Annotated in this window: 19 protein-coding genes; 2 read left to right on the top strand and 17 right to left on the bottom strand. The window is 40.6% G+C overall.

Going from position 1 to position 15,092, the window contains the following annotated elements; genetic code table 11:
* Positions 1–28: 28 nt before the first annotated feature.
* From ACIY19_RS06215 to ACIY19_RS06135, 17 genes are all read right to left on the bottom strand, one after another.
* The gene (locus tag ACIY19_RS06215) at positions 29–490 is read right to left on the bottom strand and encodes an ECF transporter S component (protein ID WP_206284404.1); all 462 of its coding nucleotides are present in this window, start codon (positions 488–490) and stop codon (positions 29–31) included.
* A complete protein-coding gene (locus ACIY19_RS06210) occupies positions 468–1,241 on the bottom strand; it encodes a bifunctional hydroxymethylpyrimidine kinase/phosphomethylpyrimidine kinase (RefSeq protein WP_206284405.1) in 774 nt (257 codons plus the stop codon). The genes ACIY19_RS06215 and ACIY19_RS06210 overlap by 23 nt, the downstream gene beginning before the upstream one ends.
* Positions 1,231–1,980, bottom strand: coding sequence for a tRNA pseudouridine(38-40) synthase TruA (gene truA, locus ACIY19_RS06205; RefSeq protein WP_206284406.1), 750 nt, complete (start codon positions 1,978–1,980; stop codon positions 1,231–1,233). Before truA ends, ACIY19_RS06210 begins: the two co-directional genes overlap by 11 nt.
* A gap of 97 nt (positions 1,981–2,077) precedes the next feature.
* A complete protein-coding gene (locus ACIY19_RS06200) occupies positions 2,078–3,229 on the bottom strand; it encodes an MFS transporter (protein WP_000816259.1) in 1,152 nt (383 codons plus the stop codon).
* Between the two features lie 112 nt (positions 3,230–3,341).
* The gene (locus ACIY19_RS06195; RefSeq protein ID WP_000775204.1) at positions 3,342–3,965 is read right to left on the bottom strand and encodes a Pr6Pr family membrane protein; all 624 of its coding nucleotides are present in this window, start codon (positions 3,963–3,965) and stop codon (positions 3,342–3,344) included.
* Positions 3,966–3,967: 2 nt separating this feature from the next.
* Entirely contained in the window at positions 3,968–4,306 is a 339-nt protein-coding gene (locus ACIY19_RS06190; protein ID WP_001061600.1) for a zinc ribbon domain-containing protein YjdM, read from the bottom strand.
* 209 nt (positions 4,307–4,515) lie between these two features.
* Positions 4,516–5,034 carry a Dps family protein gene (locus ACIY19_RS06185; protein ID WP_409002968.1) on the bottom strand — a complete coding sequence of 173 codons (519 nt, stop codon included), beginning with the start codon at positions 5,032–5,034 and terminating at the stop codon, positions 4,516–4,518.
* Positions 5,035–5,222: 188 nt separating this feature from the next.
* Positions 5,223–5,981 (bottom strand): triose-phosphate isomerase, encoded by a 759-nt coding sequence (gene tpiA / locus ACIY19_RS06180; RefSeq protein ID WP_255777841.1) that lies wholly within the window; start codon positions 5,979–5,981, stop codon positions 5,223–5,225.
* Between the two features lie 96 nt (positions 5,982–6,077).
* A complete protein-coding gene (locus ACIY19_RS06175) occupies positions 6,078–6,755 on the bottom strand; it encodes a DnaD domain-containing protein (protein WP_049505240.1) in 678 nt (225 codons plus the stop codon).
* Between the two features lie 8 nt (positions 6,756–6,763).
* Positions 6,764–7,708, bottom strand: coding sequence for a homoserine O-succinyltransferase (gene metA / locus ACIY19_RS06170; RefSeq protein ID WP_001122729.1), 945 nt, complete (start codon positions 7,706–7,708; stop codon positions 6,764–6,766).
* Positions 7,709–7,894: 186 nt separating this feature from the next.
* A complete protein-coding gene (locus ACIY19_RS06165) occupies positions 7,895–8,407 on the bottom strand; it encodes an adenine phosphoribosyltransferase (protein WP_001049315.1) in 513 nt (170 codons plus the stop codon).
* Positions 8,408–8,493: 86 nt separating this feature from the next.
* Complete coding sequence (locus ACIY19_RS06160) at positions 8,494–9,252, bottom strand: class I SAM-dependent methyltransferase (RefSeq protein WP_061426931.1); 759 nt, start codon at positions 9,250–9,252, stop codon at positions 8,494–8,496.
* Between the two features lie 499 nt (positions 9,253–9,751).
* Positions 9,752–10,441 (bottom strand): 50S ribosomal protein L1, encoded by a 690-nt coding sequence (rplA, locus tag ACIY19_RS06155; RefSeq protein ID WP_001085675.1) that lies wholly within the window; start codon positions 10,439–10,441, stop codon positions 9,752–9,754.
* Positions 10,442–10,648: 207 nt separating this feature from the next.
* Positions 10,649–11,074: a 50S ribosomal protein L11 gene (gene rplK / locus ACIY19_RS06150; RefSeq protein WP_001085809.1), complete on the bottom strand. Its 426-nt coding sequence runs from the start codon at positions 11,072–11,074 to the stop codon at positions 10,649–10,651.
* A 122-nt stretch (positions 11,075–11,196) separates the two neighbouring features.
* A complete protein-coding gene (gene ldcB, locus ACIY19_RS06145) occupies positions 11,197–11,913 on the bottom strand; it encodes an LD-carboxypeptidase LdcB/DacB (protein ID WP_000747819.1) in 717 nt (238 codons plus the stop codon).
* 17 nt (positions 11,914–11,930) lie between these two features.
* Positions 11,931–12,392, bottom strand: coding sequence for an HIT family protein (locus ACIY19_RS06140; protein WP_409002967.1), 462 nt, complete (start codon positions 12,390–12,392; stop codon positions 11,931–11,933).
* 1 nt (position 12,393) lies between these two features.
* Positions 12,394–13,431, bottom strand: coding sequence for a M42 family metallopeptidase (locus tag ACIY19_RS06135; RefSeq protein WP_409002966.1), 1,038 nt, complete (start codon positions 13,429–13,431; stop codon positions 12,394–12,396).
* Between the two features lie 139 nt (positions 13,432–13,570).
* Between ACIY19_RS06135 and ACIY19_RS06130 the strand changes: the two genes are divergently transcribed.
* Positions 13,571–14,122 carry a DUF1307 domain-containing protein gene (locus ACIY19_RS06130; RefSeq protein ID WP_049505244.1) on the top strand — a complete coding sequence of 184 codons (552 nt, stop codon included), beginning with the start codon at positions 13,571–13,573 and terminating at the stop codon, positions 14,120–14,122.
* 321 nt (positions 14,123–14,443) lie between these two features.
* On the top strand, positions 14,444–14,983 hold the full coding sequence (locus tag ACIY19_RS06125) for a DUF1307 domain-containing protein (protein WP_125441411.1): 540 nt from the start codon (positions 14,444–14,446) through the stop codon (positions 14,981–14,983).
* Positions 14,984–15,092 lie beyond the last annotated feature (109 nt).

The following is a 15,092-nucleotide window of genomic DNA, read 5'->3' as shown; positions in this document are numbered from 1 at the left end:
AAAAAGTCAGCTATTGAAGCTGACTTTTTTATTTTATCTTCTTGACGCTCTGAAAAACTACAAATCCCACAATCATCCCCAAGGTATTTTGCAGGAAGTTTGGAAGAATTTCTGGTAAGGCTGCTGACCAGCCATTCATTAGGGTTGAGCCCAGAGCGTAGCCACTTACCATGACGATAGTAGCTAAGACTAGGCCTAGCCATTGCCATTTCCCTTTAAAACCTGCAAAATAACCTTGCAAGCCATGATTTATCAAGCTAAAGAACATCCACTGTGGATAGCCTGATAGAAGGTCAATTAGGAATCCTGCTAGTCCTCCAACGACAGCTCCTTCTTTACTGCCAAAGTAAAAGGCAGTAAAGAAAATACCTGCATCCAAGAGGGTCAATATTCCTGTTGCCGTTCCAATTTTCAAGTAATAACCTAGAACCACAGAAAGGGCGGTTAAGAGGGATACAAGGGCGATTTTAGTTGTTTTGGTTTGCTTCATATTGTCTTACTCCATATTGATCTGCTTGTGCAATAGCACGGTAAACGAAAGCTTTAGAATTTTCTACTGCTGGTAAAAGTTCATCCCCTTTGACCAAGTGACTGGCGATGCTTGAGGCAAAGGTACATCCTGCACCAGCATTTTGGCTTTGAATGACTGGGTTTTCTAGAACAGTGAAAGTTTGTCCATCATAAAAAACATCCACTGCCTTGTCCTGACTGAGGCGATTGCCTCCCTTGATAATAACTGCTGGCGCTCCTAAATCATGCAATTTCTGAGCTGCAGCTTTCATGTCCTCCAAGGTTTTGATCTCTTGACCCGCTAACAATTCTGCTTCAGGAAGATTTGGCGTAATCACACTGACGTGAGGGAAAAAACGAATCAACTCTTGGCAGAGCTCACTGACAGCTACATCGTGCGTTTCTTTGCAGACCAAGACAGGGTCCAATACCACAGGCACTCCTGGACGTTGCTTGATAAAGTCCAAGGCCTTCTCAGCCACACTGACAGTAGGAAGAAGGCCAATCTTAATCCCTGCAAACTCGACATCACGTAAGCTATTCAACTCATGTTGGAAAATAGTATCATCCGTAGGGAAGACTTCAAAGCCCTTTTCGGTCAAGGCCGTCAAACAAGTGACAGCTACAAAGCCATGCAAGCCGTTTAAGGTATAGGTGGCAAGATCAGCTGACAATCCACCGCCACTAAAAATATCATTCCCAGAAAGGGCTAAAATACGATTATTCTTCATATCGAATCTCCTTCAAATACAAACCATTTGGTGCCGCCGTTGGACCTGCTAGCTGCCTGTCCTTCTTCTCCAAAATCAGGTCAATCTGCTCAACTGGCATGCGGTTGTTGCCGATTTTGAGCAGCGTCCCCACCATATTGCGAATCTGCTTATACAAGAAACCATTTCCTGAGAAGGTAAAGGTCAAAAATTGGCCTGTCTCATCAACACTAAGACCGGCTTCTGTAATAGTACGAACCTTGTCCTCTACACTAGTCCCAGACGCTGTAAAACCGGTGAAATCATGGGTTCCCTCTAGCTTTTTGATTGCCATCTGCATCCGCTCCACATCGAGGGGATAGGGAAAGTGAGTAGCATAGTGACGACGCATCGGATTTTTAGGACGCCCCCTATCTACGATAAATTCATAAGTCTTGCTATGCTTGGCGTAACGACAGTGAAAATCATCTGCCACGATCTCAATCGAAATCACATCGATATCCTCTGGAGACTGAGTATCCAGAGCAAAACGGAGTTTTTCCTCATCCATCTGATAGGGCAGGTCAAAATGAATAACCTGACCAAGAGCATGGACCCCACTATCCGTCCTACCAGCACCATGAACAGTGATGGCTTGCCCCTTATTGAGTCTCGTTAAGGTTTTTTCGATTTCCTCTTGAACGCTCCGCGCATGAGGCTGCCGCTGAAAACCAGCAAAGGCATAACCATCATAAGAAATAGTTGCTTTATATCTTGTCATAACTTCTATTTTATCAGGAAATAAAAGTGTAAACAAGTTTAAAAACCAATAATTGTCCGGGTACAAATTTCAAAAAGAAAAACTTAGGAAACCAATCCTAAGCTCTCTTTTGAAGTGCGTACATAACAAAGATAGAAGTGACAATCAACCAGCAGCCTAGAATGGTGAAGACCAACATACCGTTTTGAGTCACCAAGCCAATCGCCCCAAGAATAAACGGTGTCGTAAAGGCTCCAAAGCTACATCCTAGCACTGCAAATGATGTTGCCTGATTAAGGAGCTTGGCTGGTATTCTTTCAGAAAGAAGCTGAAAGACAGTGGTCAAGGCCACACTGTAGGAAAAACCTGCCACAACACTTCCAACTACCATCACACCCAATGACGGAGACAAGGCAATCACAATCTGCCCCAATCCAAAGGTGATACCCGACCAAAGGAGCAACCTTTCTTTAAACAGAGAGATAAAGAAAGAAAAACTCACACCTGCCAAGATACCAATTAACTGCATGATACTTAAAACCAAGCTCGATAACTGGGCATCCCCTAGACCTCTTTCCACCATCAGACTAGGAATACGAATGGTGATAGCTGTGTTGGTGCAGACAACAACTGCTGCTTCGACAGCCAATAGAAAAATTAATCCTTTCATCTTTCCTGTCAAACGAGTCGTTTCGGTCTCTTTTTTCTTTGTTTCTTTCTTTTCTTTCCCATAAGGGACAAAGAGCAGATAAAGGATCAATACTAAAAATCCCGCACTGTAGGCCAAGAAGGTCACTGTCCATCCCAAGGATAAGAGTTGACCGACCACTAGAGTCAAAATCGATGCCCCGACAACTTCTGCTGATCCGCGAAGACCCAACATCTGGATCCGTGTCTTTCCATGATAGCGTTCGCTAATGATGGAAATGGCCTTGGCATTAATCATTCCAACACCCAAGCCAAATAAAATCCGCATCGCAAAGACAAAGTTGTACTCCTGATACCAGAAGGGAGCTGTTCCACCGATAGAGAGGATGAGAAGGCCCAGACTAATCTGAAGTCTCTCAGGAAACAACCGCTCCAAAAACCCATTTAAAACCAGCATAATCATGATTCCAAAAGAAGGAAGACTGACCAGGAGCTCGATTTGTTCTTTGGGGTATCCTTGATAGTAGTCAAACATGGCTGGCAGAGCACTTGAGATGGAGAAGGAGGTAATCAAAACGAGGGAGAGGGCCAAAATACTAGCCCGTTCTAAATATTGTTTCATGAATTTTCTTTCTGTATATTTCTCACTGTTGATCCTTTTAAAAGGAAGATGGCAAGAAAAGAAGGAGCCCGATTGAACTAGAGACTCCGTCCTAACTTTCCTAATAGGAAGACTATTTTCGCTTGATTTGCTTGATCAGATAGAAGATGAAGCCTGCAACCATATACGCCGCAAAAATGATCAAACACCATTTGATAACCACGTCCCAACCCTTGTTCACATTTAAAAAGAAATAAGGGAAGGGATTGTCCTTGGAATTCGGAATATTGAGTTTTAAGACCAAGCCATTAAACAAGGCAAAAATCATATAAACCAAGGGCAAGATAGTCCACAAGACTGGATCCCAGATCTTGTATTGACCCCGTTTATCAAAGAAAAGGGTGTCGGCTAAAAACCAGAGTGGAACGATATAGTGGCAAAGGAAATTTTCCACACGGTAAAAGTCTGTCGCAATCGGAGCAAGCATAAAATGGTAAATCACACAGGTAATCATGATACTCATGGTAACACCACCCTTGAGACGAAGCAAGGTCGGACTTTGCCAATTTTCACCTGAACGGCTCATCACACGGAGCAGATAACCCGTGAAAATCGTTACCAAAAGATTGGACAACACTGTGTAGTAAAGGAGCATACCAAAGCCACCGTGCTTGGTAATCTCCAAATAAACTCCTGTAAATGCCGCTAAGAACAAGAGCACACGACTATAAAAGATAAATTTGTAGTTCAGTTTCATGGCTAGATTTTCTTAACAAATTCTGACTTGAGTTTCATAGCTCCAAAACCATCAATCTTACAGTCGATGTTGTGGTCACCTTCTACGATACGGATATTTTTAACGCGAGTTCCTTGTTTCAAATCCTTTGGCGCACCTTTTACTTTCAAATCCTTGATAAGAGTTACAGTATCGCCGTCAGCCAATTTATTTCCATTGGCATCAATAGCAACAACACCTTCTTCTACTTCTGCAACTTCTGCAGGGTTCCATTCATAGGCACACTCTGGGCAGACCAAGAGACTTCCGTCTTCGTAGACATATTCTGAATTACATTTCGGGCAATTTGGTAAGTTGTTCATAAGTCCTCCTTAAACTAACAATTATTCTTTAAAATTCATATGTTATTGAACAGCAACTATTATACCGTAAAATCCTAGATTTGACAATGTGTCCTAAGTCTAGCAGACAAAAAAATCATGCAACTTTTTACAGTTACATGACTTTTAAAAGATGATTGGTCATGGGCACTTATCAGGCGCCTCATGATAAAAGGGGTAGCAACTATATTTTACAAACCAGGAGCTTGTCCAAGTTCTGCTGCAAGCATCCAAACTGTTTTCTCAAGTTCAGCCTTAGCACCAACAAAGATATCGTTTGTAACATCATCACCTTCTTCATCAGTCACATCCAAAGCTTTTTGGAAAAGAGCGATGAGATAGCGATAAATCGCTAGAACACGTTCCAAGCTTTCTTCAACGTTACGGAATTCTCCTTCTTCTTCTTCGATTTCACTGTGTTGAAGGAATTCTGTCAAAGTTGAGTAAGGTTTGCCGCCAAGGGTGATCAAACGTTCGCTGATTTCGTCAAGATAGCCATCAAGGCTGTCCATGTATTCATCCATTTTTGGATGCCATACGAGGAAACCACGACCACGCATATACCAGTGAACTTGGTGAAGGGCAATGTGAGCCACATACAAGTCTGCTACTGCTTGGTTCAATACTTCCTTTGTTTTTGCCAATGCTACTGGCACTGTTTTAGATAATGTTGTAACGTCTTTTACTGCTTCTTTTTTCAATTCAACCATATTTCTTACCTCTTTCATTTTTTTATAACCATCTTATTAGTGGTTACAATATAAGTATACTACTACCAGAAAACGATAGCAAGGAAATTGTACTATCTGAGAAAAGTTGTAATAGACTGATAATTTAAGAAAAATTTACAGCATCTACAAAAAAGACAGTCTTAGAAGACTGTCTGGAATAACTGAGATTATTTTACAAAATCAAGCAATGCCAAGAAGCTTTCAGCTTCAAGTGACGCACCACCAACAAGGGCACCGTCAACGTCTGGGCAAGCCATGTATGAAGCAACGTTTTCAGGTTTAACAGAACCACCGTATTGAACACGAACTTTGTCCGCAACTTCTTGACCAAAGTCTGCAGCTACAACGTCACGAACGACTTTACACATTTTTTGTGCATCGTCTTGTGAAGCTGATTTACCAGTACCGATAGCCCAGATTGGCTCATAAGCGATAACTGATGCAGCAACTTGTTCTGCAGTCAATCCACCCAATGCAGCAGATACTTGAGCACCTACGAATTCAGCAGCTTTACCAGCTTCGTAAGTTTCAAGTGACTCACCACAACAGATGATTGGAAGCATACCGTTTGCAAAGATTGCTTTTGCTTTTTTGTTGATATCTTCGTCAGTTTCATGGAAGTAGTCACGACGTTCTGAGTGACCGATAACAACGTAGTCAGTACCGATTTCTTTCAAAACTTGTGGGCTAGTTTCACCAGTGAAAGCACCTGCATTTTCAAAGTAGCAGTTTTGAGCAGCAACTTTAAGGTTTGAACCTTTAGCAGCAGCAAGAACAGCTGTCAAATCAAGAGCTGGAGCTGCGATACCTGCTTCAACAAGGTCTGATGAAGGAAGTTTTGATGCAACGGCTTCAACGAATGCTTTTGCTTCTTCTGGATTTTTGTTCATTTTCCAGTTACCAGCGATAAATGGTTTACGTGACATTTCACATACCTCTTTTTTCATTTTATTCACTATTATTCTATCATATTTATAAGGAGCTTGCAAACCTTACTCTAATTTTCAAGATTTTTCAAGCGGCTAATCTTGCCACAAATTCATGGCATCGAGGAAATCAGCCGAAGCCTGAACTTGTTTGGGATTGTTGGCTTCTCGCTCTGCTCGTTTGGCCTCTACTTGGGCAACAGACTGGATACCTTCATGGCGCCAGTTTCGTAGGATTGCCTGAATATATTTCCAGTTTGGCTTGCCATTGAGAACGGCCTCTCGGAGAGCTTCCTTGATCAAATCCGCCTTAACTCCATCTTCTTTGACAGTCTTAGAAAGATCTTCGATTTCAAATGGTGTTAATAAGCGTCCCAATTCCTGCTGAAAAGTTTCAACCAGATCCTTCAACTGATTCTGCGGGTTTGGGGCTGTTGTAGCTGGAGTTTGGCTATCTAGTAAGCTATCCAAGCGTTCAAAAGCCAAACTAGCATCAAAAATTAGCTCAATTTCCCCATTTAGTTCAATGGTCCGATATTGTAGCAAACCATTTTCAGTCAAATTCGAAATAGATTGGTTGACATCTGCCACCTCTTTCCCAATGATTTCAGCAATCTGACTAGGCGAAACATCTCCTAGGGCTGTGGTATTTTGTAAATAGAAAAATTGCCAGACGAGAAAATCTTCGCTGGAAGGAAAGAGTTCCTTAAAATGCAAGAGCAGGGCACTTGGCAAAACCAAGTTCCCTGATTTAAAAGCGTCAAAATATGTCATAATTCCTCTTATAGATATCCAAATGCAGCCGCATCATCCTCTACCTTTCTCCAGTCAAAAGGGGTTTCTTGATAAACCGCATAGTTTACCCAATTACTGAAAAAGAGAGCAGCTGATGAAGACCAACAGAGACAGGGCGTCTCATTCACATCATCATTTTTAAAGTAGTTCTCTGGGATATGAGGGTCGAGTCCCGCCTCATAATCACGAAAATACTCTCTTGCCAAAGTGTCACGATCGTACTCCAAATGACCAAAACTATAAATCTCACGTAAATCTCGACTAGCTAGGATAGAAACCCCAACCTCAGGACCTTCTGACAGAATCTCCAGATTGGTCTTGTTTAAGATTTCTTCTTTTAAAATCTCAGTATGACGAGAATGAGGAGCTACATAGCGATCATCAAAACCTCTAAAAAGAAGGTGCCCTTCTTTTAAGGTGTCCTGTGGATAAATGCCTGATAGTTTCCGATCCATCTGGTGCTTTTCAACGCCATAGCGAACATAAAGACCTGCTTGTGCTCCCCAACAGATATGGAGGGTTGAAAAAACATGCGTCTTGGACCATTCGATGACCTGCTTGAATTCCTCCCAGTAGTCCACCTCTTCAAAAGGCAAATGCTCCACTGGTGCTCCTGTGATAATCATTCCATCAAAAAAGTCATCCTTGACCTCTGGAAAGGTCTTATAGAAGGTTTCCATATGTTCGGCACGAGTTGTCTTGGAACGATGTGTTTCCATATATAAGAAATCAATATCTAATTGCAAAGGGGTATTAGCCAAATGCCGTAAGAGTTGCGTTTCTGTTACCATCTTTTGAGGCATGAGATTTAAAATCAAAATCTTCAAGGGGCGAATATCCTGATGAGCAGCCCGTTGGTCGTCCATAACAAAGATATTTTCTGTCCTTAAAATCTCCACAGCTGGCAATTTTTTATCAATTCGAATCGGCATAATACCCTCCTAACAGTTCTCTATTTCGGGAATGATGTTGTCTGTTTGAAAGTAAAAACCTCCAAATACTTCTTCCCTTTATTATACTGTATGAAGATATAGTTTTCAATTATAGTTTTTTTCTAACTAGCTATAGTTAATTTATATAGCAGATGAAGAGAAAACAGCCCCAAGGACTGTTTTTCATTAATAATGCATAAGTACCTTGTAATCGTAATCTCCGATTTTTTCACGGCCTTTAAGCTCATCCAACTCAATCAAGAAAGCACAACCGGCTACAATTCCACCAAGTCTTTCAATCATCTCAATCGTTGCTTTGACAGTTCCACCTGTTGCCAAAAGATCATCTACGATGAGAACACGTTGACCTGGCTTAATCGCATCAGCATGCATGGTCAAGGTATCAATACCGTACTCTTTCTCATAATCAGCAGAAATGACTTCACGTGGCAATTTCCCTGGTTTACGAACAGGTGCAAAGCCAATTCCCAACTCAAAAGCAACTGGGCAGCCAACAATAAATCCACGAGCCTCTGGACCCACGATCATGTCGATTTTCTTATCTGTTGCATACTGAACAATTTCACGAACAGCATAGCTATAAGCATTTCCATCTGCCATCAAAGGGCTGATATCACGGAAGGTGATACCTTCCTTAGGATAATTTTCAATCGTTGCGATATAATCTTTTAAATTCATCTTTATCTTTCTTTCAAAGTTTTTTACTCTCTATTATAGCATATTTTTTAAGAAAGAAAAAAGGAAAAGTTAACTTCAATAATTATCTAACGATTTGACGATTTATAACTAGCCATAGCAATAAAGCCCAATTTCTGTTTATTCTTAGCAAACATTTTATACATAGTTAAAAACTGCTTCCTATTCTCCTTTTTACAAGCATTTACGCAAATTTTCAAAGTTCCTAGCCAACCTTCGTCATAAATCATACCTGATAATTTCATTAATGTCATTTCACCAGTCAATACTTTCACATCACGATAACCTGATTCTATCATCACCTGTTCCCAAGCATCTTGAGTTAAAGGACCTACATTTACATGAATTGCTTGTGACAATTCCTGTCTGACAGACTCTTTAGCTTCCTTAAGAAGCACATCATGTGTCAAAAGAAGACCTTCAGGTTTTAAAACCCTTAGATATTCCATTACACATTTTTTCTTAGCTTGATCGGCTTGCATAGTCAGCATAGCTTCATTTATAACAATATCAAAACTAGCATCTTCATAAGGAAGTTTCATTGCATTTGCTCTTTCAAATCTGATCAAATGACCAACACCTGCCGTTTCAGCAGATTTTTTAGCCACTTCTAAGGCTTGTCCATCCATATCAACAGCAGTTATCTTACAACCAAAACGCTGTGCCAACTCAATTGCTGTAGTTCCCCTATTGCACGCAACTTCTAGTATTCTCTTTTCTTTTGAAAATTCTCCTTCTGCAATTAACCAATCTGTAGCACGTTTTCCTCCTGGACGTAAGCGTTTTTTCCCCAGTTTTGCTAAAAACTTATGACCTGCTTCTGACATTTGAACACCTCTATTTTTTCTTCATTATAACATAAAATTATATTATCTGACAATTCTAATCTATTATTTGATAAACTAGAATCAAAAGCATACAAGCTACCATGACTATAGCATAAATCTATTAATCACCTCTCTAGTTCGAATTCAATTGCTCACGTAGTTTACGCATATAGGTTACAACTACATATTTGTACTTTAGAGTTGCTGGCCTCCTTATCCGCTATATACGCTTTACTATCACGTGCCTATTCGTATAGCCAAGATTTCTCTATCTCTTTCTCAGCCGATTCTCATTTCCAACGTCAGACTTAAAACGGTCTATCCCCAGACCGTTTTAATCCGCTACCTCACGATAGTCAGACTTGGGAATCGCTATTGGGTTCACCGGTAGTAGGTGCCCACCGAGGACTTACACCTCAGATATACGACATGCCCGTCGTACATCAAAAAAAGTTGAGACATAGCGTCTTCAACTTTTTTACATTACTTTAACTACTGATTAAAGTGAGTTTACGTCAACTTTGATACCAACACCTTGAGTAGTTGTGATAGTCAAGTTTGTTACGTAAGTTCCTTTAGCTGTAGCTGGTTTTGCTTTTTGGATTGTTTCGTTGAAAGCTTTAAAGTTTTCAACCAATTTTTCAGCTTCAAATGATACTTTACCGATGATTGCTTGAACATTACCTGCACGGTCAGCACGGTAAGTGATTTTACCACCTTTAGACTCTTCAACTGCTTTAGCAACATCCATTGTTACAGTACCAGTTTTAGGGTTTGGCATCAAGTTACGTGGTCCAAGGACACGTCCAAGACGTCCAACAAGAGCCATCATATCAGGTGTAGCGATAACTACGTCGAAGTCCAACCAACCGTCGTTGATTTTAGCAACAAGGTCATCTTCACCAACAAAGTCTGCACCAGCAGCTTTTGCTTCTTCAGCTTTTGCACCACGTGCGAAAACAAGAACACGTGAAGTTTTACCAGTACCGTTTGGCAATACCATTGCTCCACGGATTTGTTGGTCAGCTTTTTTAACGTCGATGTTCAAGTTGTAAGCAACTTCTACAGTTGCGTCAAATTTTGCAAAGTTAGTTTCTTTTGCAAGTGCTACAGCTTCTTCTACGCTGTATGCTTTTGTGCTGTCGATTTTCTCAAGAGCAGCACGAAGTTGTTTGCTTTTTTTAGCCATTTTCTATTCTCCTTGTAAGTGGTTCAATCGATTTTCATCTCCCACGTCACTTCTCGAAATGATGAAGTCTTGCGGGTTTTCAGTCTACTATTTTTCTCTTCCTACGGCCTTAAGCTCCCTTGCTGTACCCAAGTACAAGGCTCAGTCACTGGCCTAGTATGAAAAGCAACTAATAGACTGCTGTGAGATTTTCTACTGTGTTATTGATTAGTCAACAACAGTGAATCCCATAGAACGAGCAGTACCTTCGATCATACGCATTGCAGACTCTACGTTTGCTGCGTTCAAATCTGGCATCTTAGTTTCTGCAATTTCTTGTACTTGTGCACGAGTAACTGTAGCAACTTTAGTTTTATTAGGTGTACCTGATCCTTTTTCAACACCTGCAGCTTTTTTCAAAAGAACAGCAGCTGGTGGTGTTTTTGTAACGAAAGTAAATGATTTGTCTTCGTATACTGAGATAACAACTGGAATGATCATACCAGCTTGGTCAGCTGTACGAGCGTTGAACTCTTTTGTGAATCCCATGATGTTGATACCAGCTTGACCAAGAGCAGGTCCAACCGGTGGAGCTGGTGTAGCTTTACCAGCAGGGATTTGCAATTTTACAAGTTTTTCGACTTTTTTAGCCATTTTTAAATCCTCCTTTGTGGTTTTGGCGGTAATGTAAGTTTTTTACCTCCCACAAGTATGCTTTACACATACCTTTCCATTATACACTATTTATCTAAAAATGCAAGAGAAAAATTACTTTTTTAATCGACGTAATCGCCGCCTTCAAAGCCATAGTACTCTTCCAAACTGAGACCACTTGCAGCAATTTCTTTAGCTTCTTTTCCAACGTAGCGGAGATGCCATTCTTCTGCCATGTAGCCAGTCTCCTTTTCCTTGCCTTTAAGATAGCGAACAACAAAGCCATAGTCAGCCGCATGGTCCAAGAGCCACTGGGCTGCCTTTTCTTCAGTAACTAAATCCCCATCTGTCCCAATCAAATCAAAAGCAAGACCCGTCTGGTGTTCACTGTAACCTGGGCGTGCTGAGTAGCGATCTGCTGCTTCCTTACCATCTTGATTGACATAGTCTTGGTAGAGCTTAGCCTGAGTTTCATAACTCCTAAACCCACTGTATTGGTCACTGATTGGATAGCCCTCAGCCTGCATAGCTGCGATTAGTTTGAGCAACTCTGCCTTGGCTGTTGGATTTTCTCCTGGATTGTAATCTTTTGACAAAGGATAACGTTTATTAGCTAGGATAATCTCATCGTATTTCCCTTGGATACTATAATAGCTCCCTTTATTGCTAACTTCTGCCTTTTTCTGACTAGAAGCTTGAGATTTGCTACCTACAGTTCCTTCCGGTTGACTGCTTTGCTCCGTTTTTTGAGTGTTTTCTTCAACTTTGGTTTTTTCTTGCGAACAAGCTGCAAGGGTCAATGCTAGTAAACCAGATAAAATGACATATCTTTTTTTCATTTCTTTCTTCCTCTCTCTTAGGCCAAATACTTCTCCAATTCATGAGATAAGATTTTAATCATCTCTTCCAGCTCTGGCGATTGTACTTGGCAATCTTCTGCCGCCATTTCTTCCCAGGGCACCCACCAGACTGGGCCACGGCCATTCAAACCGTGACTCTTCATATCACCTGCTCTTCGGGGAAAAAGATGCCAATGAGCGTGGGCATCGCCATTTCCTAGGAGTTCAATATTCATCTTTTCAGCCTCAAATGCTTTGGCGACTGCTTCTTGGACTAAACTCATTTCCTCTAAAAAGCGAAGTTTTACAGAAGTTTCCATATGATGGAGTTCTGTGACATGATCTTTTGCTAAAAATAAGGTATAGCCCTTAAAGTATTGGTAGTCACCAATAACAACATAGCCTGTTTCTAGTTCTTTTACAAAGTAGGGATTTTCTCCTGCCTTGATCCATTCAATTCTTTGACAAATCAAACACATATTAGTCTACCAATGCGCTCTTGAGATAGGCATCGACCATACGCTCAGTCGCCACTACTGAATCAATATGTGTTCGTTCGTAAGAGTGACTTGACTCAATACCAGCTCCAAGGAGGGCATGCTTGACCTCGGCTCCTGCAGACATAGCTGCCGAAGCATCCGAACCGTAAAATGGATAAATGTCGAGCTTAAATGGAATATCTTGCTCCTTTGCCAAAGCCACTAAATGTTGACGGAAGTCGTAGTGATAGGGACCTGAAGCGTCCTTGACACAGATAGAAACTGTATACTCATCCGTCTGCTGGTCATCGCCCATAGCTCCCATATCCACAGCTAGATATTCCACTACCTGAGCTGGAATATTGGAGTTTGCACCGTGACCCACCTCTTCAAAGACTGAAAAAGCAAAATGAGTTGTTACTGGCAATTCAAGCCCCTCTTCCTTATAAACACGAAGAAGATTGAGCAAAATCGCTGCGCTGACTTTGTCGTCCAAGTGACGAGACTTGATAAAACCAGTCTCTGTCACGACAGTTCGCGGATCAAAACTGATAAAATCACCGACCTCGATGCCCAAGGCGCGGGTTTCTTTTTCATTGGTTACTTTTGCATCCAAACGCACTTCCATATTGTCCTGCGTACGTTCTGCAGTTCCCGCATCTTTGTAGACATGGCAAGAAGTTTGATGGATGAGAATAGTCCCAGATACCTTTTGACCAGTGCTAGCTACATGAACCGTACAGTTCTCCCCTTCAATCATGTTCCAAGGGAAACCACCGATGCGATCCAATTTGAGACGGCCATCCGGTTTGACTGCACGAACAATAGCACCTAGCGTATCCACATGGGCAGTCACATAGCGCTGTTGGTCATCATTTTGACCTTTAATAGTAACATTGACACCACCCTTGGCTGTACGAACCGGCTGGTAACCAAGTTTCTCTATAGTATGGACTAGATAGTCTGAAATCTCACGAGTAAAGCCCGTCGGAGATGCAATAGCAGTTAGTTCTTTGATATAGTTTATAGTCTGATTCATTTCTTCACCTCTTTCCTACCATTATAACATTTTTCTAGTCAGACTCCTTCTCAAAAGGAGAAAAACTGTGTTTAGTTGCTTTCACTATAGATCCATGTTATAATACAAATACTTTGATTATGAAAGGAAAGTAAAAAATATGAAATCATACTTTAAAGTATCACTAGCCCTTGTGGCTTCACTTGTTCTCCTGCTCGGATGTTCCAAACAAGCATCAACACCTACCAACAGCAGTACCAAAGAAGACACAACAACTCAGTCAAGTGAGAGCAAACAAAGCAGTCAACAATCATCTGAAAAGAAAGAAACAACTAAAACACATACCTTTGTAAACAAAAATAATTCTGGAATCACTTCTACCTTGGTTTATACTGTAGAGGGGGACAATGTTATCAAGCAATCAGCTAATAACATTGCTGATCCTGAAATCCTTGGTGCAACTCCAGAAGATGTCAAGAGTTTTATCGAAGAAAAGTACAAAGGTTATAATGGACTCAAAGGTGTTAAACAAACGATTGAAATCAAAGATGGAAAAGTTGTTCAAGATCTAGAAGTTGATTTCTCAGTTGCAAGTATTAGCGAACTTAGAAAAGCACTTCCTGAAGAATATTCTGGTATCGGCAATCGTGTCAGTTTCTCAAACTCTAAAAAAGCACTGGAAAAAATGGGATTCACAGAAAAGACGAACTAATCTCCTAAAATTTCATATAGACTAGTGTAGGTCCACCCCAAAAGTTAGACAGAAAAAATCTGACTTTTGGGGTGTTTTATTATATCCCTAACCGATGAGTCCAATAGATTCCTCCCAATCCCATAAAAAGTGCATTTAAAACTTCACACCCTTATAAAGCCATACGATAAAAGATTTTTGAAATAGATAGAGACAAAACATTAATCGTCAGACTAGTTTCTATTCGTTGTCATGTCAGGTCAGATGAGAGGGGAGGTCTAGTTGATTTTGTAGTAGAATCATGTTATAATACAAAATACTTTGATTATGAAAGGAAAAGACATGAACAAATATTTTAAAATGACTCTTTGTATAGCTCTACCATTAGCTATCTTATTGGGATGTTCAAAACAATCAACAACCTCATCAACTAGCTCAGCAAAAAGTGAAACTACTCAGGTAGAATCTACTAGCCAGCAAGCTACAGAAAACAAATCTGAAGTAAAAACTGTGACCTTTGTAAATGATACTCGTACTGGCTTTAATTCTACTTTAACCTACACTGTGGAGGGAGACAAAGTATTGAAACAATCAGGTCATAATGTCTATGATCCAGAGGCTCTTGATACTACTGCTGAAACTCTTAAAGCATTTGTTGAAAAAACTTATAAAGGATATCAAGGCCTCAAAGGTGTTACTCATAGCATCAAAATCAAAGATGGGAAGGTCGTTCAAGATGCTGAAGTCGACTTCACAGTCGCAAGTATTGACGAACTTAGAAAAGCCTTACCAGAAGAATACTCAGGCGTAGGTAACTATGTTAGCTTTACTGCTTCTAAGAAAATGTTAAAAGATCTTGGATATACTGAAAAAACTAACTAAGTGTCTTTTACAAAAATAAAAAACCTCGGCTTTGAACTGCACCCCAAAAGTTAGACAGAAAAAATCTAACTTTTGGGGTGTTTTTATTATGAAATTAACTTATGATGAT

Origin of the sequence: Streptococcus sp. ST14, assembly GCF_046098195.1 — a bacterium.
Lineage (GTDB): Bacteria > Bacillota > Bacilli > Lactobacillales > Streptococcaceae > Streptococcus.
This window is presented reverse-complemented; position numbering and strand designations above follow the sequence as displayed.

Coding starts and splice junctions, on each gene's coding strand:
- ACIY19_RS06195 (WP_000775204.1), bottom strand. CDS start 3,965: ATGAAACTGAACTACAAATTTATCTTTTATAGTCGTGTGCTCTTGTTC.
- ACIY19_RS06160 (WP_061426931.1), bottom strand. CDS start 9,252: ATGTCAGAAGCAGGTCATAAGTTTTTAGCAAAACTGGGGAAAAAACGC.
- tpiA (WP_255777841.1), bottom strand. CDS start 5,981: ATGTCACGTAAACCATTTATCGCTGGTAACTGGAAAATGAACAAAAAT.
- metA (WP_001122729.1), bottom strand. CDS start 7,708: ATGCCGATTCGAATTGATAAAAAATTGCCAGCTGTGGAGATTTTAAGG.
- ACIY19_RS06200 (WP_000816259.1), bottom strand. CDS start 3,229: ATGAAACAATATTTAGAACGGGCTAGTATTTTGGCCCTCTCCCTCGTT.
- ACIY19_RS06130 (WP_049505244.1), top strand. CDS start 13,571: ATGAAATCATACTTTAAAGTATCACTAGCCCTTGTGGCTTCACTTGTT.
- ACIY19_RS06140 (WP_409002967.1), bottom strand. CDS start 12,392: ATGTGTTTGATTTGTCAAAGAATTGAATGGATCAAGGCAGGAGAAAAT.
- ACIY19_RS06135 (WP_409002966.1), bottom strand. CDS start 13,431: ATGAATCAGACTATAAACTATATCAAAGAACTAACTGCTATTGCATCT.
- ACIY19_RS06175 (WP_049505240.1), bottom strand. CDS start 6,755: ATGACATATTTTGACGCTTTTAAATCAGGGAACTTGGTTTTGCCAAGT.
- rplA (WP_001085675.1), bottom strand. CDS start 10,441: ATGGCTAAAAAAAGCAAACAACTTCGTGCTGCTCTTGAGAAAATCGAC.
- truA (WP_206284406.1), bottom strand. CDS start 1,980: ATGACAAGATATAAAGCAACTATTTCTTATGATGGTTATGCCTTTGCT.
- ACIY19_RS06190 (WP_001061600.1), bottom strand. CDS start 4,306: ATGAACAACTTACCAAATTGCCCGAAATGTAATTCAGAATATGTCTAC.
- ldcB (WP_000747819.1), bottom strand. CDS start 11,913: ATGAAAAAAAGATATGTCATTTTATCTGGTTTACTAGCATTGACCCTT.
- ACIY19_RS06210 (WP_206284405.1), bottom strand. CDS start 1,241: ATGAAGAATAATCGTATTTTAGCCCTTTCTGGGAATGATATTTTTAGT.
- ACIY19_RS06165 (WP_001049315.1), bottom strand. CDS start 8,407: ATGAATTTAAAAGATTATATCGCAACGATTGAAAATTATCCTAAGGAA.
- ACIY19_RS06215 (WP_206284404.1), bottom strand. CDS start 490: ATGAAGCAAACCAAAACAACTAAAATCGCCCTTGTATCCCTCTTAACC.
- ACIY19_RS06125 (WP_125441411.1), top strand. CDS start 14,444: ATGAACAAATATTTTAAAATGACTCTTTGTATAGCTCTACCATTAGCT.
- ACIY19_RS06185 (WP_409002968.1), bottom strand. CDS start 5,034: ATGGTTGAATTGAAAAAAGAAGCAGTAAAAGACGTTACAACATTATCT.
- rplK (WP_001085809.1), bottom strand. CDS start 11,074: ATGGCTAAAAAAGTCGAAAAACTTGTAAAATTGCAAATCCCTGCTGGT.